The organism is Streptomyces sp. NPDC005794, assembly GCF_042871445.1.
Lineage (GTDB): Bacteria > Actinomycetota > Actinomycetes > Streptomycetales > Streptomycetaceae > Streptomyces.
Map to the genome: position 1 here is coordinate 1 of NZ_JBIAIN010000020.1, position 25,164 is coordinate 25,164.

Annotated in this window: 25 protein-coding genes, 4 pseudogenes and 1 other annotated feature; of the genes and pseudogenes, 8 read left to right on the plus strand and 21 right to left on the minus strand. The window is 67.8% G+C overall.

Annotated features, from left to right (window positions below):
- Positions 1-153: 153 nt before the first annotated feature.
- Entirely contained in the window at positions 154-552 is a 399-nt protein-coding gene (locus tag ACFYQ5_RS27820; RefSeq protein WP_389201473.1) for a VOC family protein, read from the minus strand.
- 91 nt (positions 553-643) lie between these two features.
- Between ACFYQ5_RS27820 and ACFYQ5_RS27825 the strand changes: the two genes are divergently transcribed.
- Positions 644-1,645 (plus strand): helix-turn-helix transcriptional regulator, encoded by a 1,002-nt coding sequence (locus ACFYQ5_RS27825; RefSeq protein WP_389201475.1) that lies wholly within the window; start codon positions 644-646, stop codon positions 1,643-1,645.
- Positions 1,642-2,292 (plus strand): NAD(P)/FAD-dependent oxidoreductase, encoded by a 651-nt coding sequence (locus ACFYQ5_RS27830; protein ID WP_389201476.1) that lies wholly within the window; start codon positions 1,642-1,644, stop codon positions 2,290-2,292. Before ACFYQ5_RS27825 ends, ACFYQ5_RS27830 begins: the two co-directional genes overlap by 4 nt.
- A 151-nt stretch (positions 2,293-2,443) precedes the next feature.
- Here the strand turns inward: ACFYQ5_RS27830 and ACFYQ5_RS27835 are convergent.
- Positions 2,444-4,073 (minus strand): annotated as a pseudogene (locus tag ACFYQ5_RS27835) (ISAzo13 family transposase).
- A gap of 743 nt (positions 4,074-4,816) precedes the next feature.
- Here ACFYQ5_RS27835 and ACFYQ5_RS27840 point away from each other — a divergent pair.
- Positions 4,817-5,227, plus strand: a complete 411-nt coding sequence (locus ACFYQ5_RS27840) for a CAP domain-containing protein (RefSeq protein WP_389201668.1) — start codon at positions 4,817-4,819, stop codon at positions 5,225-5,227.
- Between the two features lie 47 nt (positions 5,228-5,274).
- Here ACFYQ5_RS27840 and ACFYQ5_RS27845 read toward each other — a convergent pair whose 3' ends face one another.
- The 3 genes and pseudogenes from ACFYQ5_RS27845 to ACFYQ5_RS27855 form a co-directional block, all read right to left on the minus strand.
- Positions 5,275-5,532 (minus strand): transposase, encoded by a 258-nt coding sequence (locus ACFYQ5_RS27845; RefSeq protein WP_389201478.1) that lies wholly within the window; start codon positions 5,530-5,532, stop codon positions 5,275-5,277.
- A 136-nt stretch (positions 5,533-5,668) separates the two neighbouring features.
- Positions 5,669-5,797, minus strand: a sequence feature (AL1L pseudoknot).
- A 40-nt stretch (positions 5,798-5,837) separates the two neighbouring features.
- Positions 5,838-6,074 (minus strand): transposase, encoded by a 237-nt coding sequence (locus tag ACFYQ5_RS27850; protein WP_389201480.1) that lies wholly within the window; start codon positions 6,072-6,074, stop codon positions 5,838-5,840.
- 104 nt (positions 6,075-6,178) lie between these two features.
- Positions 6,179-6,346: pseudogene (locus tag ACFYQ5_RS27855) on the minus strand (IS256 family transposase); the annotation flags it as partial.
- An 817-nt stretch (positions 6,347-7,163) separates the two neighbouring features.
- Here ACFYQ5_RS27855 and ACFYQ5_RS27860 point away from each other — a divergent pair.
- A complete protein-coding gene (locus ACFYQ5_RS27860; protein ID WP_389201481.1) occupies positions 7,164-7,889 on the plus strand; it encodes an SDR family NAD(P)-dependent oxidoreductase in 726 nt (241 codons plus the stop codon).
- Positions 7,890-7,915: 26 nt separating this feature from the next.
- Here the strand turns inward: ACFYQ5_RS27860 and ACFYQ5_RS27865 are convergent, their stop codons facing one another.
- From ACFYQ5_RS27865 to ACFYQ5_RS27890, 6 genes and pseudogenes are all read right to left on the minus strand, one after another.
- A complete protein-coding gene (locus tag ACFYQ5_RS27865) occupies positions 7,916-8,287 on the minus strand; it encodes a DUF402 domain-containing protein (protein WP_389201483.1) in 372 nt (123 codons plus the stop codon).
- Positions 8,284-8,808 carry a hypothetical protein gene (locus ACFYQ5_RS27870; protein ID WP_389201485.1) on the minus strand — a complete coding sequence of 175 codons (525 nt, stop codon included), beginning with the start codon at positions 8,806-8,808 and terminating at the stop codon, positions 8,284-8,286. The genes ACFYQ5_RS27865 and ACFYQ5_RS27870 overlap by 4 nt, the downstream gene beginning before the upstream one ends.
- Before the next feature lie 153 nt (positions 8,809-8,961).
- Positions 8,962-9,360, minus strand: a complete 399-nt coding sequence (locus tag ACFYQ5_RS27875) for a replication-relaxation family protein (protein WP_389201486.1) — start codon at positions 9,358-9,360, stop codon at positions 8,962-8,964.
- 91 nt (positions 9,361-9,451) lie between these two features.
- Positions 9,452-9,736, minus strand: a pseudogene (locus ACFYQ5_RS27880) (replication-relaxation family protein); the annotation flags it as partial.
- 817 nt (positions 9,737-10,553) lie between these two features.
- A complete protein-coding gene (locus tag ACFYQ5_RS27885; RefSeq protein ID WP_389201488.1) occupies positions 10,554-11,987 on the minus strand; it encodes an NF041680 family putative transposase in 1,434 nt (477 codons plus the stop codon).
- A gap of 144 nt (positions 11,988-12,131) precedes the next feature.
- Complete coding sequence (locus ACFYQ5_RS27890; RefSeq protein WP_389201489.1) at positions 12,132-12,755, minus strand: hypothetical protein; 624 nt, start codon at positions 12,753-12,755, stop codon at positions 12,132-12,134.
- A gap of 187 nt (positions 12,756-12,942) precedes the next feature.
- On the opposite strand from ACFYQ5_RS27890, the gene ACFYQ5_RS27895 reads away from it, so the two are divergent.
- Entirely contained in the window at positions 12,943-13,614 is a 672-nt protein-coding gene (locus ACFYQ5_RS27895; RefSeq protein ID WP_389201490.1) for a hypothetical protein, read from the plus strand.
- Here ACFYQ5_RS27895 and ACFYQ5_RS27900 read toward each other — a convergent pair.
- From ACFYQ5_RS27900 to ACFYQ5_RS27935, 8 genes and pseudogenes are all read right to left on the minus strand, one after another.
- Positions 13,507-16,077 (minus strand): hypothetical protein, encoded by a 2,571-nt coding sequence (locus ACFYQ5_RS27900; RefSeq protein ID WP_389201492.1) that lies wholly within the window; start codon positions 16,075-16,077, stop codon positions 13,507-13,509. The genes ACFYQ5_RS27895 and ACFYQ5_RS27900 overlap by 108 nt on opposite strands.
- The gene (locus tag ACFYQ5_RS27905) at positions 16,074-16,403 is read right to left on the minus strand and encodes a helix-turn-helix domain-containing protein (RefSeq protein ID WP_389201669.1); all 330 of its coding nucleotides are present in this window, start codon (positions 16,401-16,403) and stop codon (positions 16,074-16,076) included. The genes ACFYQ5_RS27900 and ACFYQ5_RS27905 overlap by 4 nt, the downstream gene beginning before the upstream one ends.
- A gap of 2 nt (positions 16,404-16,405) precedes the next feature.
- Positions 16,406-17,563 (minus strand): tyrosine-type recombinase/integrase, encoded by a 1,158-nt coding sequence (locus ACFYQ5_RS27910; protein ID WP_389201493.1) that lies wholly within the window; start codon positions 17,561-17,563, stop codon positions 16,406-16,408.
- 132 nt (positions 17,564-17,695) lie between these two features.
- Positions 17,696-17,887: a hypothetical protein gene (locus ACFYQ5_RS27915; RefSeq protein ID WP_389201495.1), complete on the minus strand. Its 192-nt coding sequence runs from the start codon at positions 17,885-17,887 to the stop codon at positions 17,696-17,698.
- A 95-nt stretch (positions 17,888-17,982) separates the two neighbouring features.
- Positions 17,983-18,526 (minus strand): annotated as a pseudogene (locus ACFYQ5_RS27920) (IS6 family transposase); the annotation flags it as partial.
- Positions 18,435-19,046 carry a polyprenyl synthetase family protein gene (locus ACFYQ5_RS27925; protein ID WP_389201497.1) on the minus strand — a complete coding sequence of 204 codons (612 nt, stop codon included), beginning with the start codon at positions 19,044-19,046 and terminating at the stop codon, positions 18,435-18,437. The pseudogene ACFYQ5_RS27920 and the gene ACFYQ5_RS27925, both read right to left, overlap by 92 nt.
- Before the next feature lie 450 nt (positions 19,047-19,496).
- Positions 19,497-19,880, minus strand: a complete 384-nt coding sequence (locus tag ACFYQ5_RS27930) for a hypothetical protein (RefSeq protein ID WP_389201498.1) — start codon at positions 19,878-19,880, stop codon at positions 19,497-19,499.
- 282 nt (positions 19,881-20,162) lie between these two features.
- Positions 20,163-21,221, minus strand: a complete 1,059-nt coding sequence (locus ACFYQ5_RS27935) for a zinc-binding dehydrogenase (protein ID WP_389201501.1) — start codon at positions 21,219-21,221, stop codon at positions 20,163-20,165.
- 113 nt (positions 21,222-21,334) lie between these two features.
- Between ACFYQ5_RS27935 and ACFYQ5_RS27940 the strand changes: the two genes are divergently transcribed.
- The 3 genes from ACFYQ5_RS27940 (at position 21,335) to ACFYQ5_RS27950 (ending at position 23,745) form a co-directional block, all read left to right on the plus strand.
- Positions 21,335-22,225: a LysR family transcriptional regulator gene (locus tag ACFYQ5_RS27940; RefSeq protein WP_389201502.1), complete on the plus strand. Its 891-nt coding sequence runs from the start codon at positions 21,335-21,337 to the stop codon at positions 22,223-22,225.
- A gap of 291 nt (positions 22,226-22,516) precedes the next feature.
- Positions 22,517-23,002 (plus strand): histidine phosphatase family protein, encoded by a 486-nt coding sequence (locus ACFYQ5_RS27945; RefSeq protein ID WP_389201504.1) that lies wholly within the window; start codon positions 22,517-22,519, stop codon positions 23,000-23,002.
- A 407-nt stretch (positions 23,003-23,409) separates the two neighbouring features.
- Positions 23,410-23,745: a WhiB family transcriptional regulator gene (locus ACFYQ5_RS27950; RefSeq protein ID WP_389201506.1), complete on the plus strand. Its 336-nt coding sequence runs from the start codon at positions 23,410-23,412 to the stop codon at positions 23,743-23,745.
- Positions 23,746-23,882: 137 nt separating this feature from the next.
- On the opposite strand, the gene ACFYQ5_RS27955 is transcribed toward ACFYQ5_RS27950, so the two are convergent.
- Together ACFYQ5_RS27955 and ACFYQ5_RS27960 are read right to left on the minus strand one after the other, a co-directional pair.
- Positions 23,883-24,509 carry a dihydrofolate reductase family protein gene (locus ACFYQ5_RS27955; RefSeq protein WP_389201507.1) on the minus strand — a complete coding sequence of 209 codons (627 nt, stop codon included), beginning with the start codon at positions 24,507-24,509 and terminating at the stop codon, positions 23,883-23,885.
- Between the two features lie 315 nt (positions 24,510-24,824).
- A complete protein-coding gene (locus tag ACFYQ5_RS27960; RefSeq protein WP_389201508.1) occupies positions 24,825-25,097 on the minus strand; it encodes a hypothetical protein in 273 nt (90 codons plus the stop codon).
- Between the last annotated feature and the right edge of the window lie 67 nt (positions 25,098-25,164).

Here is a 25,164-nt window from a genome sequence, read left to right on the forward strand (position 1 = left end):
ACGGCCGCCTTACCGCCGGACGAGTGTAGGCCGCACAGCCCAACCAGAAACCCGTAGGCCAAAAAGACGAACCACACCTGAATCCTGATAGACCCGTTTGTCGACATTGGACCGGAGGCGAAGCCGTATGCCTGTCGGGCAGCCGTGTCGTCCTCAGCGAGCGAACTTTTCGATGGCGGCCGGCGTGATGGGGGTGAAGAAGTTGACGAGGTTGCCGTCAGGGTCGCGGAACAAGAGCGCGCGGTTGCCCCAGGGCATGGTGGTGGGTTCGTTGACGAAGTCCTCCACGAAGCCGGTCAGGTTCTTGTGCACGCTGTCCACGTCGTCGACAAGGAATTCGAGGATGATGCTGTGGTTGTCGGCCGGGCGGGCGGAGCCAGGCGCGAACAGCGGGACAGTGCGGGTGCTGCCGATCGCGAGGGTGGCGGAAGTGGTTCTGAGCTCAGCAAAGTGCTCGTTGGACCAGTTGGCAGGTACTCCGGTGGCGCGCTCGTAGAAGTCGACGAGGCGGGCGAGGTCGCCCGTGATGATGCGGATAGAGACAAAGTCCATGGGTTTCTCCCTGGTCGGTCGGCGTTTCTGATCGCACGCTACGACGGATACCGGGCGGAATCCGCCCGGTATGTGCGGGAGACTTCTGGGCATGCCTCGCCCCATTGCTCGCGTGCTCGCCCTGCTGGAACTCCTGCAGTCGGGGGGCATCCGGACCGTGACCGAACTCGCCGATCGGCTCGACGTCGACGAACGCACCGTACGTCGCTATGTCGGACACCTCGTCGACCTCGACGTGCCCGTCGAGTCGGTACGCGGCCGTTACGGCGGCTACCGGCTCGCCCCTGGTTACCGCATGCCTCCGCTCATGCTGAGCGACGACGAAGCGCTCGCCGTGCTGCTCGGTCTGGTCGCGGGTCGGCGAGCGGGCTTCACGACTGCCACGGGCACGGCGAGTGAGACGGCGGCGGCCAAGATCCGGCGAGTGCTGCCCGAGCGGCTGAGCCTCAGACTCGACGCCGTGCTCGGGTCCCTTGCCTTCACGGCTCCGCCCGGCGAGGCAATCGCCCCGGAATCCATGGTCCTGCTCTCGATCGCCGACGCGGTGAACCATCACCGGCCGATCTGGATCGGGTACACCGCCACCGACGGCCGGCGCAGCGAACGCACACTGCACCCGCACGGGGTCGTCGCCCACTCGGGCAGGTGGTACGTAACGGCTGCGGATCTCACGACGGGCGAGGACCGGACGTTCCGGCTGGATCGCATCACCGGTGTGAGGCCCTTGCCCGGCTCGTTCGAACCACCCGCCGGACTCGACCCGGCGAAGCGCGTTCTGACAGGGCTCGCCACGGCTCCGTACCGGCATGAGGTGACCCTGTGGGTCCAGGGGACGGCCGAGCAGATCCACACCCGCCTTCCCGCCAGCGTTGCGATCGTGGAGGAACTGCCGTCCCCGAGCAGCGCAGATCCGGAGACCGAGCGCTGGTCACGCGTCGAGCTGCGTGTGGACCGGCTCGACTGGCTGCCTGCTGTACTCGCCTCGCTGGACCGGCCCTTCGTCATCGAACGTCCAGATGAGCTCCGCGGCCTCGTCGAGGCTCTCGCCGAACGGCTCACGAACTCTGCCCGGCGAAGCCCACCTCACGTATGACGGATCGGTATGCCCCTGTGCCGGTCAGTCCTGAGCCCCTCGGAGACGTGGGCTGTTCGGCGCCGTCGAAGCTGCACCGCCGGACGGATTTACGGTCCGACTCCGATGGTACGGTCCACCGCGCGCGAGCCGTGATCATCGCTACCGGCTCCGCTACCGAATCGGGCTGCACGAGGAGACGAGCTCTCCGGCCGAGGAGTGTCCTGGTGCGCCATCTTGACGGGTTCTTCCGCGGCCGGGACACCGTCGTGGTCGGCGGCGGCGACGCCGCTATGGAGGAAGCCACCTTCCTCACCCGCTCCGCCCGCTCCGTCAGCGTCGTCCACCGCCGCTCCGTCTTGCGCGCCTCCAATGTCATGCAGGACCGGGCCCTTCTCCGACGACAAGATCGCCTTCGCCTTCGCCTTCGACAGCGAGATCGCCGAGATCAAGGAGACCGGCGGCATGGTCTCCGGCGTTGTCCTGCGCGACGTCCGTACCGGCACCACCCGCGAGCTCGACGTGATGGGGATGTTCATCGCCATCGGCCACGACCCCCGCACCGAACTCTTCACCGGTCAGCTCGAACTGGACGCGGAGGGCTACATCAAGGTCGAATCGCCACTGGCGGGCATTGGCCCGTCACCTCGGCCGCCGCGAGCACATGAGCGACACCGTCCAAGCCGTCACCGGGCCTGCTGTCCCAGCAGCAGACCGCAGACCTGATCCTGGCTTGGCAAACGTGAGCACCGAGGCCCCACCGGCCCTTCGACGTCCCACCGCTAACCGTGCACAAGCTCGTTAAGGGCTTGCAGATCATTAACACGTCGTCTTGATCTCGTTGTGGGGCCCGCCGGTTTGGGCGAGGACCCGGGCCTGGAGGGCCGCAAGGACGGCTGGTGGCGTCGTCGTGGGCGGGATGACGATGCCGTGCGCTTCGAGCAGTTTCCTGTTCTTCAGAAGTGTGCGGTGCATCGCGGTCCGGCTGCTGCCGAACAGTACGGCGAGAGGTTCCGGCGGCAAGGGCGACCTGCAGATGGAGCACGGTGGCCAGGACCTGCTCGGGGAAGGCAAGCCGGGGTGGACGACCACGCTGAGTATCGCCGTGGGGGGTCAAAGTCCGTGTGAGGGCGTCCAGTTGTTGTCGGGACATGCCGGTCAGTGCGGGATCGGACAGCAGGGCATGGTCCCACCGCGGGGCCGGCTCCTGTGGAGCCCGGGGCGCCGGGACTGCGGGGCAGGGCTGCGGGTGCAGGGCATAGTTCCATTCGCCATGGAATGCGTGCCGGGTCAGCGGCAGAGCGGCCATCTCGGCGTCAGCGATACGGACTCCGGTGGGATATGTGTTGGTGTCGAGTGCGGTACTCACGCTCAGCCCGGTGCGGGTGGTGGTCGCGGCAATGGACTGGACGATGACTTCGTGGCTGGTCAGCGGGCGGCCGCGCCAGTTCATGGTGACGTGCGAGAACAGCCGGTGCTCGATCTTGTTCCACTTCGATGTGCCGGGCGGCAGATGACACACGGTGATCGTCAGTCCCGTTTCGGAGGCAAACCGGGCCAGTTCGAGTTTCCAGGCCCGGGTGCGGTAGCCGTTGGAGCCGCCTGCGTCGGCGGTGATCAGCAGTTGTGCCGCCTGCGGGTAGGCGGCTTGGCCCTGGCCGTGCCACCAGCGGCGGATCGACTCGGCCGCGAACGCGGCGGTGTCGTGATCGGTGCCGACGTTGACCCAGCCGGTATTTGCCGCGACGTCGTAGATGCCATAAAGGACGGCCTTGCCCAGCTGCGGGTCGGCGAAGTCATGCACGCTGACCGGCACCGGCTGACCGGTCGGCCGCCACTGCCAGCCGTTGTTCTTGAACTCGCCGACCAGTTCCTTCTTCTTGGTGTCCACGCTGATCACCGGCTGGCCGGTGTCCCAGTGCTGGCGGGCTTGCTCGTTGAGATAGCGGAACTGGGCATCGCGGTCCGGGTGCTGGCTGCCCTCGATCGTCTTGGCGTTGGCCTGCGGGCTGAAGCCTTCCTCCCGCAGCAGGTCGGCCACGGTGTCGGCGCTGACGCGGTGCCCGGACCCGTTCAGCTCCCGCGCAAGCGTGCGGGTGGACTTCACCGTCCACCGCAGCGGCGACATCGGGTCGCCCCGCACATCCGGCGCGACCAGCGCCAACAGTACCGGCCGAAACCCCGGATTCAGCTCCGTGACGCGTTTGCGGCCTCCGCCCGGACGCCGCACCCGCCCCAGAGGCTCCTCACCTGCTTCGAGTTCGAATACGCCCATGCGGACCGTCGTCTCGCTGACCGCAGCGGCCTGGGCGACGGCCCGGACACCGCCGTGTCCCAGCACCCGGGCCTCCGCAGCCATCAACAGCCGTCGCTGCCGCTCGTCCGAATGAGGAAGCAACACCGCCAACTTCACAGCGAGTTGACCACGGACCCCGCCAGATATGCGCATACCACACCAACGAGCTTCAGGACGGGAAGCAACACCTTGATTCCCCGCAAGCCCTTAGCGCCGAGGTCTGACATTGCCGGCGTCACATGAGGGGCTGGTGTGGCTCGTCGTCGTCCGGGGAAACGACCCCACTTGTCGGGCCAGACAACTTGCCAGACGGGCGGCTGTTCCCCTTGCCGGGCGCGCATGCTGTGGAAGTCGCTGGTATCGCTCGCGGGCCGCAGACGGACCGTGTAGCCGATCAGGAGGTCTTCGAGCTCCAGGCCGTCAGCGGGGTCGAGCTGATCGGCCCGTCTGCGTCGAACACCCACAGGACGTCGTGGCTGTGGGCAGAGGTGAGAGTGCGGACGTCGTTCTCCGAAGCCGCTTCTTGCAAGATTTGCGACGCTGCTGGGGTGGTGTTGTCCTGGAAGGGGGAGGCGTAACTGCATTCCTGCGATCCTCAACTAAAAGGTTGCGTACGACGTACCGGCGGCCCCGATAGGTCGCGCCCAGGGCGCTCGGCGCGAGCCGCAAATTCGGGCTCTCTTGTGCGCCAACCGAAAAGAGGAATCACGATGACACCCCACCACCCGGATATCCGCCCTCGGCCTGACGACCTCATTCTCAGCTGGTCTACTCAGCAAAGAGATCTACGTCACTTCGTCACAGACGCCCGTACACATCCGGAGAACTACCCGCCCATCGATTACTCCGAACCCGCGCAGCCCGAGCCCTCAACCTGGCCGCCCACTTTCCCGATCATGCCGCCCGGGGTCCCAGACTTCCAGCTTTCAGCGAGGTTGACCCATACAGCGAGCGCCCACAGCATATTCTTGACAGGCCAGGACAAGGACTGGGCGAATACTGATCTAAACATGCATCGTGGTCCTGACGGGACACTGGTCTGGGAAGTCGGACAGCCGATGTGGGAGGCGGGGTACCACGCCTGGCGGTCGGAAAACGTAGCCTATGAATACGACGACGCAGAGGAAGTAGTTCGCTTCTGGATGCAACATGATGCGCCGTCGAAATGGGGCCATCGAAACAACATCCTGTACGATGACTGGTATGCATCAGACGACATTCGTGAGGCTGGCTTTGGATATGCGGAAGGTGGCCCATGGGCCCACTACTGGGTGCTAGACATGGGCAGGAAGGAAGGACCGTTCTAATGTCCTCCGGGTTCAGGTGCGGATTGTTTTAGGCGAGGGTCCACGGTTCAGACGGGCGTCCGGGGTGATGCAGTCCATGGGGCGTTCCTCGGACCAGGGGGCGGGGCGGGTGTAAGTGATGTCCGCGACCCAAAGCTGGTTGGGGGCGGTGGCGGTGAACTGCCGCTCAACCAGGTCGGCGGGCCGGTCGGTCTCGGGGCGGGGCGGGTGGTGCGCGGGCTCTTGCCCCGGACCACCCCGCGTAATCCGGCCTGGCGCATGAGGCGTTCGACCGTGCGTCGGGCCACCGTGAAGCCGTCGCGCACCAGGGCAGGCGTGGACTTTGCGGGCTCCGTAGACGGCGTAGTTGGCGGCGTGGATGCGGCGTATCTCGTCGGTGAGTTCCTCCTCGCGCCCGCTGCGGGCCGACGGTGCGCGGGTGTGGTAGGCGTAGTAGGTGCTCGGCGCGATCGGCGCGTCCGTCTCGGCGAGGACGTCGCAGATCGGCTGGACGCCGAACAGTTGTCTTATATCGTCGATGTAGGCGACCTTCATCGCAGTGGACGGTCCAGCTCCGCGGCGAAGAAAGCCGAGGCGGACTTCAGGATCGCGTTCGCCCGCCGCAGTTCCTTCACCTCACGTTCCAGCTCCGCGATCCGGGCGGCCTCGGCGCTGGTGGTCCCGGCACGATGCCTTCGTCGGTCTCGGCCCGCTTGACCCATCCCCGCAGGGCCTCAGGGTGCACGTCGAGCTGGTCGGCGACGCGCTTGATCGCGCCGACTCGGCCGACCGGGTCCTCACGGGCCTCAACCGCCAGACGCCTCACGCGCTCGCGTAGTTCGTCGGGGCATTTACGGGGAGCAGCCATGATCGGCATCCCGGGGCGATTCAATGTGAACTGAGCACTCGAGGCTTTCCCCGCCTGCGGCTTCCAGGAACGCATGGTATGAAGTCGGCAGGGCAAGCCCGATCTCCGACGGTGGTGGTCACCGTCCGCTCAAGGTGGTGGCCGTTACGGACCACCAGACGGCGGCCGGCCTCGTCTAGCACGCCCGCCAACTCGGCTATGTACTGGCTGGCTTCGGCTTCCAGGGCCGCGGCAAGCATCCGACGGGCGCCCTCACGGACGATGTCGTCCATCAGGGAGCCGCTCTGGATGGTGCCGTCCTCGTTGACTCGCTCAGCACGGGCGTGCCTTCCCGACCCGCGCTGCAACGCGGGCCTACTCGATGACCAGAAGTCGATCACTCGGGAAGGTACGCCCTCCGCGTTCCGCGAGGCACGCCTCCCGAGTCCGATCCACAGGTCTTGAGCATTGCTCCCTTTGTCCAGCTGTCTCAGCGAGAACATCGGCTGTGAGCTGTCCAGTCGGTGTTGCGGATGTCCGATGAAGGCCGCGCCCTGCGCTCAGCTCCACGACGGGCTGCGGGATGGGTGCTGCGCATGCGACGCCGGCTCAAGGCAGCCGCCTCTATCTGCGGCATCTGCGACGGCCATGGGCGAGCTGGACCGGCCGTGGATATGAATCGAGCCCCGCAGATGTAGCGACCGGCCTTGCCCCGGTCGTCATGGAACTCAGCAGCCGCATTCCCGCGAGTCACAGGCGGTGACGAGGGCACGGCGCTGGGGAGACTGTCGCGCCTTGACCGGGACAACCGTTTTCGGCCGATCTTGTAGACGCAGGCGACAGCTTGGCCAGGCCTCGGGCGACATGTTGACCGCCGTCGTCACCGTGCTGTCGCACTGGGCCACGACAAGCAAGTCTGGCACGGGCAACGGCCACTCGGTCACCCCGTAACAGCAAACACAACCCCGCCTGCACCCACTACCAGGACAGCAAAACGCCGAGCCCACTGACGCCCACCCACCACCCACTCACAGCCGCCGTGACCACGCCCTTCCTACTATTGTTTAGGCGTGCATCAGAATGTCGGAACAAGGGTGATGGGGTGGCGAATTGAGCATGATTGCGATCGTCGGCGCAGGTCCGCAGTTGGGGCGTGCGATCGGTCGGCGGTTCGCCGCCGAGGGGTTCGATGTGGCGTTGATCGCCCGCAACCGTACGACGCTCCGGGCGGTGGCCGACGATCTGTCCGACACGGGCGTCCGGGTCGGGGTGTTCCCCGCCGACGTCACCGATCGTCCCGCTCTGCACGCGGCGCTGACCGCCGCCGAGGAGCGGCTGGGGCCGATCGACGTACTCGAGTACTCGCCCGCGCCCTCCCCGGCTGACCTGCGCCGCGCGCCGCTCGTCGAGGCCACGAAGGTCACCGTCGACTCGGTTCTGGCCCAGCTGGATCTCTACCTGCTCGGCGGTGTCGCGGCGGTGCAGCACGTCCTGCCCGGCATGCTGGAGCGCGGCAGGGGGACGGTTCTGGTCAGCAGTGGCGCGGGGTCGGGCCCGGTGATCGCCCCGCACGTGGCGAACGTCCAGATCGCCACCGGTGGGATGCGCAACTGGATCCTTAACCTGCATGCGGCACTTTCCGGTACGGGCGTCTACGCCGCGCACGTGGCGATCGCCGCGTTCATCGGCCAGGGCGGCCACGATTCCCAGCCTCAGGCGATGGCCGACGCCTACTGGCGGCTGCACACCGAACGCACCGAAGCCGAACTGGTCGTCCGGGACCTGCCGGACGACTACCTGGAACGGGGCCTGGCGGACAAGTTCGTCGAGTCCTGAGCCGCTGACGGCTTCGCGGGTCGTTGTCAGGCGCGCCGGACGTGGGCGTACTCGTCTTCGTCCTTCCACATACACGTGCTGAGGTCGGGGTCGATGACGAGGTCGACGGTCAGGTCGAAGGTGTCGCACCCGGCCCGGGTGCGGCAGGTGGGGTGCTCGAAGTTGACGTACCAGTTCCTCAGCCCGCCCGCGGTGAAGAAGGCGTTGATGCTGAACCACGCACCCGGCGGCTTCCACAGCAGCGGCTCCGTCTCCTGCCACACCCCGGGCGCCAGCTCCCACTCCCCCGTCGTCATCGCGTCGAACGCCTCCGTGCGCACCGACCGGTCGCCGTCGGCGCGGGCCCTGGCGTACAGGGCCGGCCACAGCGCCTGAGCGCTGGGCGCGCAGGCGGTCACCAGCGCCTCGCTGGTGTCGGCGAGGACGCGTAGTGCTTGCTCGCTCCACACCTGCCCGGAGCGGTGCACATCGCGCCGCGCAGTGGGTGGGCAAGCCCGGTCGCGTCGCAGTGGAAGCACCCGCCGCCCTCGCGAATGTTGCGGGCACTGACGGTGTTGGCGGCGTCCTGGAATAGCCGGGTGAGGCCGGTGGTGTGTGCCGCGTGGATCGGGAGCTCCTGCCGTCTGCAGAGCGTGAGCTCCAGGGCGACGCCGGGGCCGGTGAAGTGGGCGTGGGGGAGGTTGCCGGTCATCGAGCGGAGCGTCTCGTTCACTTGGTGCATCGTCTCCGCGCCGGTCAGCTGCACCCGGGCCGCGAGGATGGTGTCGGCGGCCGCGGTGAAGGACAGCAGTCCGGTCGGACGGGCGAGCGGCCCGACGCGGCCCACCGGGTCAGGATGAGTGTGCTGAAGCTGGGCCAGGGCGTGCCACAGATCACCCGGCCGATCGGGGGTGATGGCTTCTTCTCGGCTGCGTCTCATACGGCCTGTGTACGGCCTCCCCTGGGTTGTGGCCGCCGCGTGGCCCGTTTGTCCCGCGCCGTGACACGGGGACTTCGGTACCCGTTCCGCCCACCAGGCGGAACGCCGGACAGCCCCTCCGCAACGGGGACGTGTCCGGCGTCGTGCGCGGTGTCAGCGGCCGACGGGCTCGGGGTAGCGCCGGTGGCGCCGGTCCGGGTCGTCGACGCCGATCTCGTACCAGGGCTCGCCGCGCTTCAGCCGGGGCAGGGTGTTCACCCACACCGCGACGGCGATGCCCTTCACGTCGGCGGCGAGCGCCTGGCGGCGGTTGTCGAGCAGGTGCTCCTCCTTCCCCGCCAGGACGGCATACAGCAGCGGGAAGCTCTCGGAGCGGGTGTAACGGTGGCGCTGCCAGAACGGGTACGTCCTACCGATCGTGCCGCGGACGCCCTCCCAGACGCGGTGCCCGGCGTAGCGCTCGTAGTCCCAGACTTCCATGGCGAGGCGGGCCTGGGACATGGTGCCGTTGTCGAGCTCGAAGAGGCGCACCTCGCTGGTCTCGGTCGGCACGGCGAGGACGGCGTCGGTGTTGAAGCTGAGGCCCGGTCTGCTTGATGGCGTGGTTCACCTCCACCTGCCAGTCGGTCAGGCACTCGCGGTCGCCGGACAGGACCGTGTCGGCGCAGGCGAGGATCATGTCCGTCACCGCGAGACCGTGCGGGCCGAGCCCGGCTCGGACGGCCTTCGCTCCGGTGCCGGCCTTCGGACGCAGCGGCAGCTCATTGCCATCGGCAAGAGCCTTCTGCCCCGTCACCGTCAGGTTCCAGATCTGGTGCTTGCCGTCCTTGCCGTTCGTCTCCGCCAGTCCGAGCTCCTCCAGTTTCACCATCGCCCTGCGCACGTACGACCGGCCGTCCGACTCCTCCTTCGTGATCACCTCAGCCATCTGCCGAACCGTCGCTATCCGCACACACCCCAGCAACCTCAAGGCATCAGCCCTCACCTTCCCGGCTGTGGGAGTAGACCTCTTCCCCTTCGCCGGTGTCTCAGGTGAGTTTAGAGAGGTGTCAGCCTGCCGGTAGGCCCCCTTACGGGCGGGCTGAGCTGCGGTGATGGGCACGACGTTGGAATCGTTCGCGGCATTGGAGGCGGCACTGGATTCCGGGCCGCCCACAGGGCGCTCAGCACCCCTTGTCCAGGTCGGGCGCGGCTCCGGATCGAGCTGCCGGGCGCGCTGTTGGTGTACGTCGTGGCGAGGCTCCTCACGCAGGTGGCGCGGGGGCCCGGATGGAAATCCCCCGTCAGTTGCTGGAGGTGTGGCGAAATCCAACGGTGTGACATCCGCCCGGACACCGTTACCGAGCCGTGATCACCCGGCGGGCGCCGCTGACCTGTGACAGCGAACCTGGACCGGTTGCCGTCGAAGTTGGACTGGACTGCAATCCGAACAAAGAGGATGGGGATTGTCGGCGCCAGCCCGTGACGCCCAGCCCGTGACGGCCCGTGACGGCCAGTGGCGGGATCGGCCGGTCGCGCGGGAGGATGCCGACCATGACGATGAACGAGAGCCGCCCCTGCGGCTGCCGGTGCGGGGGAGTCCCCGCCCGCGGAAAGTTCTTGCCAGGCCACGACTCGAAAATCGTGCCTCAACTAGAAGCAGACCATGGCAGCCTGATCGACTTCTGGGCTTGGTACGAGAAGGCCATGGTCGGCACACCGCCCACGCCCCCTACCAGTTGAACGACTGCTTCTGAGCTTGGCGTTTAACCTGCGGCGGCCCGGTGCTCTTTGATCGATTCGGCGCGTTTGACTGTCTTGCCGACGCCGTGACGGGTGGCTGGGTGCTTGTTCTTCGAGCCGGGAGGCCCTCCCGGTCCTGGCCGGGACGGTTTCGGTGCGGCCGCCGGATTGGCTGCGGTCGCCCGGATGTTGCGAAACCCCCGCCGGACGCGGGCGGGGGTGAGCCGACGGGGCTCGGTTCGTCGTTCCCAGGGGCGTTTCAGGTCCTCGGTGAGGAGCCTGGCGAGGCGGAGCTGGGTGTGGGCGGCGATGATGAGCCAGGTCCACAGGTCGGCGGTGGCCGCGCGGCGGATCTTCGGGGCGGGCCAGCCGAGGGTCTGCTTCATCAGGCGGAAGGTGTGTTCCAGGTCGAAGCGGCGCAGGAAACACTGCCACCAGCGGTCCACGTCCGCCGGTGTCGCGTTGGCCGCCGAGCTCCACAGCCAGACCGGTTTCGGGTCGCGGTCGCCCGGCAGTCGCTCGACTTCCAGCCGCACCAACATGCCGTGGAGCACGGGGAGTTCTTCCTTCGCGTGTTTCCAGCCAGGGGCCACGGTGGGTGAGCCGGGGGTGCATCCAGTCCCAACTTTTGTGGCGGCCTTGCCGTAGCGGGTGGTGTCGGTGGCGGTGGTGACGTCGGGCTCGTGCCAGATGTCGGGCCGGGCGAAGGCGAGGACGCCGCCGTGCCGGCGTGGCCGCCCGCCCTTCGCTCCCGGCCGGGCGGGGCCGGGGTCGCGGAGCATGACCCGGTCCGAGCGCAGGCGCCCGACCAGGTCGAGGGGAAGGCCGGCCAGGGCGTGGGAAAGGTAGGCGACGTCGTAGCCGGAGTCCATCACGATCAGGATCTTCGGATCGCCCGGTTTCCAGTGCCCGGCGGTGATCAGCCTGCCCACCACCTCGCGGAACTGGGCGGCGGTGACGAGCGTGGCGTCGTCCGCGGGGCCCAGACGCACGGCGTCCAGCAGAGCACACCAGGAGGTGCGGCCCGTCTCCAGGGCGGCGACGAAAGAGTACTGCCAGCCGGGGATGAACTGGTCGGTCTTGCGGTCACCGCGTCCATAGACGTGGCAGAACAACCTCTCGTCGCTGGTGGAAGCGTCGGGGCGGAGCCAGTTGGACACATCCACGGCCAGCACGATCCGCCCGCCGGCCGCCCTGGGCACCGGCAGGCCGATCAGCGTGCGACGCAGCCGTGCCAGCTCGGCCCAGCCCCGGTCCCGGTCCAGGGCTGCGTACAGGGCGCCGTGGCCACGCCGGTACTCGGCGGCCAGTGACAGCTCGACCAGGGAGCGGACCGGACCGTCGGTGCACAAGATCGCGTCGGTGAGCTCGAAGAGCGTGTCCGGGCGGGCGTAGAGGGAATCGTAGAACTCGACCCGAAAGCGGGACAGTACGCCCAACACCTCGCCTGCGGACATCTCACCAGGGACACTCATGGGCAGCGGCCGTTCTCTCGCACTTCCTGACTCGACAACTCGAAGCGTGAAGAACGGCCGTCTCCGCTGTCCTGGGAAGAACCACAGATCAGCAGGCCGAGTGACCTGCGATGTTAAACGCCAAGCTCAGTATCCCCAGCCCGCGTAGATGGTGACGTTCTCGCCATTGTCCCTGGCTCCGACGCACACGTCACGCCAGTCGAGCAGCCAGCCGCTGGAACGGCAGCTCTCCTGCTGGAGGCCCAGTTCGCGGATGATCTCCGGGCGGGACAGGCCGCCCCCGCTGGTGACCGTCGCGGCGCGCCAGCAGCCGCCGGAACCGCAGCTGGTGCCTTCGTCAACCATGCTGAGGCCTGGCGGCAATGAGGGGAGGGCCTTGGGCGGCGGGGCGTCCGATCCTTCGCCGATCATCAGGGCATACAGGAGCCCGGCCACGAGGGTGAGGGCGAACTGCATCCCCAGGAAGCCGATCGCTCCGTTGCGGCGGGGAATCCATTCCGGGGGAGGGGAGTTCTCGTGCCGTCCTTCCAATCCCGCACCGCAGGCGATGAGCAGAGAGGCCAGGGCTGTGAACACGAGATGGGCGTCGGGCCCTGGGGCCTCGATCCAGCCCTGCTGGACACTGATCAGCAGACCGGCTCCGGCGAGCAGCGTGCCGCCGATCGCGAAGCCGACAGGGCGGGTGCGGGCGATCATCATCCAGACGACGGCGGGCGCGACGGCGAAGAGTATCCCCAGGATGATCAGCATGTACGGGGGGACGTGCGGCCCCGAGCGCCCGGTTCCACAGGGCCGGCACTGTCGGTAGGTTCCGATATTCGAGCGTGCGGAATAGAGCAACGAGGCCCATGCCTCCAGCTCGGCAGGGACACGGTGCCGCAGGAGGCGCAGGGGGCCGGAGCCTGCGGCCCCGGGGCTACTCGGTAGCGTCCTTCTGGTGAATCTCAACCTCTTCAACGATGTGCCCGACGGCCTGACTCAACGAGCTCGATCGTTCGTCTCAGTGCACGGAGTCAAAGTCGACGTCAGGCACGTCGAGGACCACAGACAGTGGTGGCTTGAGCGAGATATCCCGGCGGCGGTCATCGACCGGATGGCGGCTTATGAGGAGCGATGGGGCGGTCTGGTCCTACCACCCGCATCGCGGTACGACGGCGGCCCGAGGTACCTCGAAGCAGACTGCCCTGAAGGCTCTGAATCTGAAGGTTGGTGGTTCGAGGCTGGGGTGCAGAGGAGCGCGGTCCCATACGGGTTCTGGATCGGGCCGTCTGGCGAGTTCGGCATTCGCTCAGGGCAGTGGGTGCCTCTCCATGCCACCGTCGAGGGCTGGGTGGAGTCGCTCGCGCTGACCCACCACGCGTCCACGTGGGCAACGCAGATCATCAAGGTCACCGGCGACGATGTCGATGGCATCGTGCTGGACGGGTTCGAGCCGGTGCGCGAAGTGATGGGACTGGCCGACACCTGGTGGCGAGGAGCCGACTCGCTCGTGGCGGTCTATTCAGGTGAGGCCGAGGCCCTCTCCTTTCCGCGGGGCCGCACCGCGTTGATCTATTCCGGCTTGGATGAGTGGGGCCTGCGAGGAGGCGTCGAGGACAGCACCAGCTGAGGACATCAGGAGTATTCCCAGACGTTCGCCGGCGTCTGATCGGCGGGCCACCTCGGCTGCGTAGGCCGTCCTGACGGCTCCAGATGCCCATCGGTCAGCAGCGGCAGGACTGATACCGAGGAGCCGTTCGAGGACGCCCGCCGGCATCGTGGTGCAGATGTCGAGCAGGGCCGCGCAGCGACCGGCCTCGGAGGGAAGCCCGATCTTCCGGAGTCGGGCGAGGAGCTGGCCGCTGGTCAGGTGCTTCCCCGGGTGCTGGGTCGGGAAGAGCCAGGGTGTGTTGGACTCGTTCGCCGTCACGGTGTGCTGGTGATCATTGGCGATGTCGACGAGTCGGAGCACCAGGGTGTCCAAGGGCGGCGGCAGCCTCAGCGGGATCTCGTGGAGTTGAAGGGCGACGCCCTTGTCGTCCTGGATGACATGTGCGGTGGTCAGTCGGCAGGTTCGGGCGGGGGTCTGGCCATAGAGCAGGACCATCAGCCCGGCGACGCGGTCCTTGGTCTCGATCGAGTCGTCGTTGAGGAGCCGACGGGCAATGCTCCAGCGTGTGTCGGCGTCCAGCGGGGGATGGGAGACGCGCCGGGGGCGGGAGGGGATGTTGATGTTGGAGGCGAACTTGCTGCGGACGGCCCAGGTGACGAACGGTGCGGCGGTGTAGGGGCCTTGGTGGTCTTCGGAGGTGAGCCAGAGGTCGATGTGTGCTTGCCGGCAGGTGGCCAGAGTTTCGCCCTGGTCCTTGATCCAGTCGAGCAAAGCGATGGCCTTGACGATCTGGGTCTGGATGATGTCGGCCGCTTGGGCGGATATCGGCTTGCCGCGGGATCGTCGCCTCAGGCGTGCGATGCGGTCCCAGCGAGCGAAGGCGGTGATCAGTTTGCGGTCCTCGGTGTCGTCGATCGTGTCGAGCTTCCGGTCGATCCACTGCTCCAGCCGGGCCATGTATTCGTCGCGGACGGGCAGGATGCCGGCGGAGACGAGGACGGCGCGGAAGTAGTCGAGGGCCATGTCCCTCTGCCCTGTCCTGCGGGCATCGAAGGCCTCGTGGGTGAGCTCGCAGGTTCCGGAGGCGAGGTCGGTGACCAGGCGGGTGGCGGTCGTCGACTCCCGCAGATAGAGCAGTGTCCGTCGCGAGTTGAAGTTCAGCAGGGCGTCCACGATCTTGTCGAGTTCGGGCCGCGTGGTGCCGTCCGGTGAGGTCAGCAGGTTCCGCAGGTGGCGTTCGCCGGCGCATCGGCGGCAGAGGCCGTGGTGGAAGAGCTTCTCGACAGTGCCGCACTGCTGACACGGCTTGCGGGCCTCCGGGGCGACCTCCCAGCAGTTCTCGCAGAACGGCCCCCGAGGTGTCCGGGCGACCACGCGCAAGGTGCGCCCGCAGTCGGTGCAGGGCTCCAGCGTGATCAGACAGGCCCGGCAGCGCGGCGTGCCGGCGGCGGCATGGAAGCAGGGACGGACCTTGCCGCAGCTGCCGCACTGCATCGTGGGCGGCTTGCGGCATGTCTTGCAGAGCGGCCCGTTCTCGGTGCGGGCCGAAACGGCCCGATGACGGCCACAGCCGACGCATACCTCCTGGCAGATGGCGTCCTTGTCGCGGCAGTCGCTGCAGATGGGCGAGCCGTCGGATGTGCGCCCGGCAACGGGCCGCAAGCGACCGCAGTGCGTGCAGGACTGGGCGGTCGAGCGGTTGTAGCAGGTGCCGCAGACTCGGAGCCGCTTGATGGAGTAGCCGAGCCGGACGGTGCGGTCGCAGTGCGGGCACCTCGGCGCCGGGACACCGTCAGCGCCGGCCTGGTGCAGTCGCTCGGCCAGAAGCAGAGTCCGAGGCCCGTGGTGGTGGGCCTGCCCGGCCAGAAGGCCCGGCTGGTTCTGAACATCCCAGAGAAGGCGCCGGGTGCTGGAGGCGCTGCCCTTGGTCACCTCTGTGATCACCTCCTGAAGCACGGACTCGCCGAGCCCGAGGGCAAGGCCGTTGAGATGGCTCAGGAGGTCGGCGGCCGGGTCCTCGGTGCACTCGGCCTGATAGCAGGACCGGCAGACTTCACGACCGGAGCGGTCAAGCCCGTACCGCGGGGTCTTGCTGTTGCCGCAGCCGCCGCACGCCCATCGCGTGTCGGCTCGCCTCCCGCCGCATGGGGCACAGGTCCGCAGGCCAGAGCCGTTGGTGTTCGTCAGAGGCCCCATCCTGCCGCAGCGCGAGCAGGGCGGCCGGACGACGTTGACGGCGCCGGCCTGGACGAGAAGACGGATCAAGCGCTCAACCGAAGCCGGGCCTTCGGCCCGGCCCGAGGTCAGCAGCCCCGGATCGCGCTCCAGCGTCCGGGCCAAAAGGACAGCACGCGGCTTGGCATGTACAGCCTGGGAGATCGCGTGCTGGACCGTCTGAGGCGGTAGGTCGGGCTCGACCGCGGCGACGAGGTCGACGATCACCGCGTTGGGGTCCGTCTCGGCCCTCGGGATGGTGGTCACGAGGGTCCGACGATCCGGGCCCGCTTGGGCCGGAAGGCGCCGACGCCGGTGGTCTCGGTGCCGTCCGCGGCCTTGTTCGCCCGGGGCCTGCCCGCGGCGACCGGCTCGATCAGGTCGTCCATCGAGCAGCCGAGGATGTCGAGGAGGGCAATCAGCACCTTGAGGTTGAGCCTTTCCGGCGTCTCGACCACCAGGCGGTAGATCTGGCTGGCCGACAGGTCGATGCCCCGCTCGGCCAGCAGGGGCCGCAGGTCGGTGGTGGAAAACATGCCCCGGGTCGCCATGACCTCGCGCAGATGCCACTTGTAGTCGAGCTTGACCGTCATCGTCATCCGTTCCGTTCCCGGCCCGTGAGGCCAGAGTCGTTGCCGAAGGCCAGGTCGATGGCCTTGAGCATCATCGTGTTCGCGAAGTCATCGCTGACCGCGGTGTAGAGGGCGGTCGTGGACGCGTAGAGGTGACCAACCTGTTCCTGGATGAACCTGGGGTCGACGCCGTCCTCGATGTTGTGCGTCACGTAGGAGTGCCGCAGGCAGTGCGGCACGAGCTCCTTGGGCAGATCCAGCTCGTCGCGGTAGAGCGCAAACCGGTCCTCGATCTCGCGGACCCGCAGCCGGCCGCCGCGTTCGGTCAGCCAGAGGGCTGGGTGGCCGGGGAAGCCATAGCGGGGCCGGAGGTTGACGACGTAGTCCTCCAGGGCCTCGACCGCCCACGGCTTGATGCTGGCGACGTTCCGCCGCCGGGGTCCCGAGCCCTTGGTGCCCTTGGCCTTGCGGACGTGCACCATGCCGTAGCGGCCGAACTGCGGGGCCTTCGCGTTGCGGTAGAGGTCGACGACGTCCAGGCCGGATGCCTCCGAGGCTCTCAGCCCCCACCCGTAGATCGTCTTGAACAGCGTGGAGTCCCGGTAGGCGGTCAAGGCCCCCTTGCGGCCCCGCTTGATGGCCTTCTCGACCCGCTCGTCGATGTGGTCGAAGAAGAGCTGGCACTCTTCCCGCGTCATCGGCCGGCGGTCTTCCTCGCCCTCGTAGTCCACAAGGTGCTCGCGCCGGTTGCCATCGTGGAGGATCGGCGTCGGGTGCGTACCGAACCGCTCCAGACAGACCTCCACCCACCCGTAGACCGGGTTGAGCAGATAGTCCATGAACACGCCCACGGCCCCCTGGTAGGTGCGGAGCGTCGTCTTGGCACGGTCGTGGCGCATCACCAGGTCGGCCATCCACTCGTCGATGTCCGCGGCCGTCCACTTCCACGGGTACTCGTTGGTGAAGTCCCTGAACTGCTCAACGATCTTGCGACGGTCGTGGACCGTCTTCTTCGCAAGGCCACGGCCGCCGATCTGCTGGCGCGCCCATCCCGCCAGCATCGCCTCCAACACCGCGTCCTCGGGGTGCAGCAGATGCACCCCCGAGACCAGCTCCAGCCGAGCCGAGCCAGCGACTTCACGCGTACCTTCGGACCTCAGGCCCGCAGGCCGGTCGTTCATGCCGTGTAGTGCGGCGGAGTCGTCGTTGTCAAGGTCTCACCCGTGCGCACCTACGGCCTTACCGGTGACAACAAGTCTGCCTACGTGACAGCTATCGCGCTTCGGCTCAGTACGGTGGCCCGCAGATTTGGTTTATAGCAGGTCCGGAATTCGGCTGGGCCAGAACCGGAAAGAGATTGACGACACGGACGTGAAATCCGCGCGGAGGCCATCGGCCCGTGTGCCCCATTCCGTGAAATACGACTCGGTGATGGCCTCCGCGACGATCGGATGCAGATCCTCCTCTGCCGCACCGGCCTCCTGGAGATCCAGGATCTGCTCCACCCAGGCAGATGAATCCGAAGTACGCCGTCACGTCCACCATCATGCCTCTGGAGGTGGCAGCCTTTGCGCGCTTGATTCGGTCTCCTCCACTGAGGTCAGGCCGTGGCAGGCCGGCCGGTGGCGCCGGTGATCTGGTCCCGGATGGCGAAGCGGACGGTCATCTCGGCTCGGTGGTCGGGTGTGGTCATCAGGTGGCGGCGGGGATGGAAGTGGGGTGAGATGCTGCTGAAGGCGGACAGGAACCGCTGGGCTCCGCCGACGCTGCGGAAGTCTTTCGTGACGCGCTCGCGTTGCCGGGGGCTGGTGGCTGTTCTCCGCCCGGTTGTACAGGCCCTTGTGGGAACGGTGCTCGACCGAGGGCACGACCTCGCGGTGGGCCGCGCCGTAGGAGCGGAGCTTGTCGGTGACCACCACCCGCGGCGCCGCCCAGGTCTTCTGCATCAGGTGGCGGAGGAAGTGTCTGGCGGCGGCCTTGTCCCGGCGGTTGTGCAGGAGGATGTCGAGCACGGTGTCGTCCTGGTCGACGGCCCGCCACAGGTACTCCAGCTCACCGTTGATCTTGACGAAGACCTCGTCCACGTGCCGTTTGTCCCCGGGCCGGGGCCGGCGGCGGCGCAGTCCGCTCGCGTAGGCCTGCCCGCTCAACGCTCCACAGCGGCAACTGCTCGAAGAAGCTGACCGCCTCGTCCCGCCACTGCGGCCGCCAGCCGACGGCCACCGCAGACGCCTGCTGCGCACAGCGGCGCATGTCCGCCCGCATGTGGTCTGCCACGCCGCGGTGTTCGCCGATCTCACGGACGGCAGCGATCGTCCCCGGCGTGCAGGACGCATCACCGAGCGCGCCTTCCACCACGCGCCGCTCGGCGTCGTCGACGGCCGCGAGGAGGGCACGGACGGTGTAGCTGTGCTTGCCGTCGCGCAAGTCGGTGCCGGTCTGCTTACCCATGGTGTCCGCGTCACCGAACAGGTCCAGGTAGTCGTCGCGCATCTGCCCGCAGTTCCCTACCGGCCTCGCGTACTCGCGCAGCTCCCCCTCGAAGAGTCGCGGTTCGCCCGCGGCCAGCAGGCCGAGCTGAAGGGCGGCGAGGACCGAGTACCGCTCTCGTGCGCGCTGCGCCTGGCTCGTGGCCATCTCGTCTCTGGCCAACCTGCTGTCCATGAAATCTCCAAGAAGAAGCCTGTCCGCGGTCAGGCAAGGTCCGCCGACCGCGTCGACTCAGTGCTTGACGGCCAGCGCCTGAGCTCTATCGGCGGTGGGGGGCGTGATCAGTGCGCTCCGGGGCTTGGGGCTGCTGCAACGTTCAGCTTCCGGGACTCTGCGGATAGGTGTGAACGATGTACGCCCAGCGTGCTACGCCGACCGCCAGGAAGATCAGTGACGGTGCCAGCCACCAGCGGCTGAGGGTCTGCCGCCGCACGGGGACCAGAGCAAGCAGAAAGGTGATGACGCCGAGTGTGATCAGCAGGGCTGAGGCGAACTCGATTCCTGTCAGGGTGCTTTCGTCCTAGGCGCCTTGTGGCTGGGTCACGAGTGCGCCGTAGGCGACGTAGGCACTGAGCAGGTTGGCGAGGATGAGGAGCACACCCCACGGCCCTCGCAGCAGGCCGGTCACTTCAGGGCGCTCCTCGCGTCGTCCAGATTCATGTCGAAGCCCCGGCCGTATGCCTGGGCGCTTTCATCCTGCCAGTAGGGGCCGCCGTTGTGGCGGGCGGCGAGTTCCTGGCGCTGTTCTCGTGTCATCTCGTCCGCCGGTACGTCGGCGAAGCCGCTCTCTTCCTTGAGCATGGCCAGGTATTCGGAGGCTATGAAGATGTTCTGGCCGGGGTCCTGGAGTGAGGCTTCGATGGTGTCCCGTTGGCCGTCTGTGAGGTTTACGGAGTCGTATCCGAGGACCTCCGCTGCCCTTCTCACCTGGATGGCGATGGGTCCGAAGGATGTCTCGTCCGGAGATCCGCCGAGCCGTGAGGGCAGGTTCTCCGGGGTGACGTCCAACCAGCCGTCCTCGGCCAGACCGCGGACGGTGTCGTCGGGGAAGGGCAGTTGGCGGCGGCATGGGTGAGCATCGCGTAGGCGGGCTGCCAGGTGCCGAGGATTGCGGTCGTCTCGCAGCGCAGCCAGCCCCGGCCATGTGTAGGTTCTCAAATTCCGTGTTGGCTTCTCAGGGCTGATGTCGGATCAGCGTCGGATACGACACCCTGCTGAGACCCGCAGGTCGCGGCCACCGCTCGTTTGGGTGAAGTCGTGAAGGTGTGCCCCTGTCAAGGGGCCGAGCTCTCACAGCTCCACCAGGACCGCGCCCACGTGGCGGCCTTCGACCAGTTCGCGCAGGGCCCTGGGGGCGTTGTCGAGGCCGTGCAGCCTGGAGTGCGGGAAGGTCAGCGTGCCGTCGCGCAGCCCGGCGCCGAACTGGTGGTACCACTCGGGGATCAGGTCGAGGTGGTCCGCATGCAGGACGGTACCGCGCAAGGTGATGCCCCGGGTCAGCAGAGAGAAGGTGTCGATGGCCGTCGTCGGGGAGCCGGAGGCCGCGAGCTGGGTGCCCAGCGCCCCGACGATGGCGATGCGGGCGCCTCGGTTGGCGACGGCGATGGACGCCTGTAGCTGCTCGCCGCCGACGTTGTCGATCACCGCGTCGATGCCCTCCGGAGCCACGGCGCGGAGTTGCTCCTCGATTGATCCTTCGCCGCGGAGGATCGCGGCGTCGTAACCGAGTTCCTCGCGCAGGATGTCCGCCTTGCGCTGCGAGCCGGCGCTGCCGACGACCCACCGGGCCCCGCGGAGCCGGGCGGCCTGCCCGGCGAGGGACCCCACACCGCCCGCGGCGCCGCTGACGAAGACCGTGTCCCCCGGGCGTACCTCGGCTCCGCGGGTGACGCCCATCCAGGCGGTGGGGCCCTGGGACAGGTAGGCGGCCGGGTCGGGCAGCAGGCCGGGGTCGACGCGCTTCGCGGCGGAGGCGTCCTGAAGGGCGAACTCGCGCCAGCCCAGATCGTGCTGTACGAGGTCGCCGGGGGAGAAACGGGTGCCGGGGGCGGACACGACCTCGCCGATCGCGGGGCCGTACAGCGGCTCACCGAGCGTGAAGGGGTGCATCGGCACGTCGGTCGTCTCGTCCATGAGCGTCCGCATCACGGCGGCCACGCTCATCACCCTGGTGCGTACGAGGAGTTGGCCGGGCTCGGGGGAGGGGGTCGGGACCTCGACGATCTCGAAGAGTTCGTCCGTGAGCGGCGCCCCCGGCGCGGGGCGGGCCGTCAGCCGGATCTCGCGGTGGGTGCCGAGGTCGTGGCGGGTGCGAGGGGCGTGGCGGCGGTCGGACGGTGCGGTGGTCATGGCGGTCGGCTCCTGGAGAAGTGGGCTCGTACGCCTTCCACACTCCGTCCGCCGGTGGATCACGTCCAACGAATGATTTTGCTCGCAGCCATCACCTTGAGAGATGATGAGGAATGGAACTGCGCCAGTTGGAGTGCTTTGTCGCGGTAGCTGAGGAGTCGAGCTTCACGCGCGCCGCCGCCCGGCTGCACGTCGTGCAGTCGGCTGTGTCGGCGACGATCGCAGCCCTGGAAGGGGAGCTGCACACCAGACTGCTGGAGCGCACGTCCAGGCGGGTCAGCCTCTCGGACGCGGGACGCGCGTTGCTGCCGAAGGCCCGGGCTGCCCTCGACGCCGTCCGGGACGCGCGTGACGCCGTCGACGACGTCAACGGTGGCGTCCGCGGCACCCTGCGCGTCGGGACGCTGAGTTCTCTCGGGATGATCGACCTGCCGGCGCTGCTGGGCCGCTTCCACCGTGAGCACCCCGCTGTCTCCGTGCGCCTGGCCACCGCAGCGTCAGGCGGCGGCTCACCCGGGCTCCTCGATGCGCTCACCGAGGGCAGGCTCGACCTCGCATTCGTCTCGATCCCTGGCTCGCCGCCGCCCGGCGCGCAGTGGAGAGACCTCACCACCACGCCGTTGGACCTCGTCGTTCCTGCGGGGCACCGGCTTGCCCTCCAGAGCCGGGTGGCGCTCGGGGATCTGGCAGGTGAGGCGTTCATCGACTTTCCCTCCGGTTATGGCAACCGCGCCGTAACGGATCGCGCGTTCGCCGCGGCCGGACTTCAACGCCATGTCGCCATCGAGATCACCGCGATCGGGGCCGGCGCCGACTTCGTCCGCCACGGCCTGGGCGTCGCTCTGCTGCCCCGGGGCAGTACCGAGCCCGGCGCCGACCTCGTCTCGCTGCCCATCACCGGAGCGGACCTCAACTGGCCGATATCCCTGGCCACGCCCGGCAACCGCACCCCCAGTGCGGCGGCCCGGGCCTTCGAGCGCTTGGTCGACCAGCCTCTGCGGTGACGCGGCTGCCGCGTACGGGAGAGCCGAGCCGTCCGCGCGTGCAAGGGCTTCGCCGCTTGATGGTTCTGAACGGTCCCTTCCATAGTTGCGGCCCGCAACCAGGCAGGACGCTACCTACCGGAAGGCACGCACTCATGCGCACTCTTTACGTCGTCACCCATCCGGAGGCGACGCACCACGTCGAGGGAGTCGTCGGCGGGTGGCATGACTCGCAGCTGACGCCCGCCGGCGTCCGTGCGGCGGTCTCCATCGCCCAAAGCGCTACGGGCCCAGATCCCGGACGGCACCGAGGTGGAGCTGTTCTCCTCGGATCTGCAGCGCACCCTGCGGACGGCCGATGAGGTGGCCGAGCTGTTCGGCGTGAAGACGGTCCTGGATCGCAGGCTGCGGGAGAAGTCCTACGGCGAGGCAGAAGGAAGGCCGCAGGAGTGGCTCGACCGGCGCTTCATCCCACCGCCGGCTGTCGGGGAGCGAATGAACCACGACGAGGGCCTGCAGGGTTCAGAGACCAAGGCGGTGTGGGCACAGCGCATCTACACGGCCATGGACGAGATCCTTCGGGACCCTTGCGAACACCAGATCATCGTGACGCACGGTGGCTCCCTGACGTGCGTCGTGGCGTCCTGGATCAAGATGCCGATCGAGTCAGCCGGCTATGCCAGTTTCCGGGCTCCCTCCGGCAGCATCACCACACTGCGCGAAGACGACGTCTTCCACAACCGCCAAATCGTCAGCCTCGGTGACACCCGTCATCTCGACTCCGCCAAATCTGGCTGACCTCAACCTGGCCCGCTTCGACGGCCCGTCGGGCCGTGGGTTGCGGGGATTCCGTGCCGACAGGCGTGTAGAGCCTGGCCACCTTGCCGACGCGCTCCACGATGTATGGCTGGCCCTGAATCCCGCACGAAGCCCTGGCGGCATCTCTGAGCGTGTCCACCGTGACGCGTATGAAGACCCCCTGACGAACGGAAACTACCAGCGCCTTGCCCGCCCTACGTCCGTGATCAGCAGTACCGCCCGAGGTCCGACCCTTCGCGCAGGTACGTGCCGCAGCCATCAGGCGCCCGCTGAAGCACACCTGTGGCCATCGACCGGATCCACGGGTCTCGGGCTGTGGCGTCCCTTCCCGACCTGCCCGAGCGGATCCTCCTCAAGCTCCCGCACCTTCGATGAGAGGTAGAACCATGAGTTACACCGACAAGCCCGCCGCCGACATAGCCTTACCCCGCTTCCACAAGCGCACCAACTGCCGGGAAATACCGAGCCTTTTTGCTCACGAGTACGACGAACGGGGCAGCGCAGTCAGCCAGCGTATCGAGGAGGCCCGAGCCCGTTGCGTAGTCTGCCCAATCGCACCTCAATGCCTCAAGTGGGGCACTCGCACACCCGGAAGAGACCACAACGGGTATCTGGGGGGGCACCACCGGTCGCGAACGAACGGTGCTCCGCACCCGGCTGGTCGCCTGTCTCGGCCCCGACTGGGTCGCAGTCGTCGCCGCCGCGGACCGTGCGCAGCGTGAGCGTGCATTGGCTCAGCGGCATCAACCACCAGCCGTCGGCCAGACCCGTCTCGTGCACCTGGACCCTGCGTACAGGACCAGCCGATAGGTGCTCCCCGGCGTTGTTGACACGAAACACAACGGATCCTGGGCATCCGCTACCCGGACATGCGAACACTGGCGTTGGCGCCCTTCGGCAGCGGGTGATCGAGCACGCGGGGCTTGTACTCGACCAGCTGGATGCGGCCGTCGAAGGTGCGATGCTCGATCATCTCGAGAGCAACGTCCGGATAGCCGTCGTAGATGCGTTCTTTGCCCGTGGCCCCGGTGATCACCGGGAACATCACGACCCGGAAGCGGTCGACGAGTCCGGCGCGTAGTAGGGAACGGCACAGGCTGAGGCTGCCGATCGTGCTGAGGAGCCCTGTGCCACTCGACTTCATGGCGCGGACCGCCTCGACAGCGTCGTCGCGGACGAGCGTGGAGTTGCCCCACGCCAGTGGCTCCTTGAGTGAGGAGGAGAACACCACCTTGGGCGCTTGCGTGAGCTCGTTGACGGACGCCTCTTCTTCGGGCCTGAACTCGTCGTGGCCATTCGGCACCTCGCCGTCGGCGAAGCCCGACATCAGTCGGTAGGTGTTCGCTCCCATCAGGTAGGTGGACTCTGGCTGCTCACCGAGCCATGCGAGGTACTCCGGGCCCTCGAGGCCCCAGAACCCCGGCCATCCCTCTCCCGATGCATGGCCGTCAAGGGAAGTGATGAAGTCGACGAGAAGCTCCGACATGGCGGTGTCCTTTCCTGGGGTGTCACAAGTTCGGACCGACCGGGAGCAACAAACTCATCGGCCCGCTGTGGAGTGGCGAGGAAACGGCCCGGCCGACCATCACGCCTAGCCAGGCCGAGCGCAACGCTCAGGGGCCAACCGAAACGCTCAGTCACAGGTGGCGAGGGTGATCGCCGACGTGTGGACCTACAGGTCGAATTCGATGTGCTCGACCTCGGTGAACTCCACGAGGAGTCTGCCTGCCCGGCTGGTACCTCCTGGGATTGGTCACCGCCGATACCCATCGACTCGGGGCCTACTGCACGCGCTACTGCCTCATGCGCAGCTGGGAAGGCGCCGCAAGCGGGCGGCTGCCCCGGGGCGCGGGTCCCGGACGAGGATCAGGATCTTCAGGAGCGGCGCGAGCAACTGGAACAGCTCATGGGCCTGCTGCACCAGGGGCGGACCGTCCGGCAGGCCGGTGACTGCCGGGAAGCCGCCGAGATCGCCGACGTCGAGAGACAGGCCGCGGAGCGGCGACAGCCAGGAGCAGCGGCCGATCAGCCGTGAGCAGGCGCTGGCCGCGCTGAGTGAGGGGGATACGGGCATGCGTGCACTGCCGTCGGGACACCTCGCTCGGCGTGCTGTGAGCAGCACGGCGCCGCAGGCTGGGGGT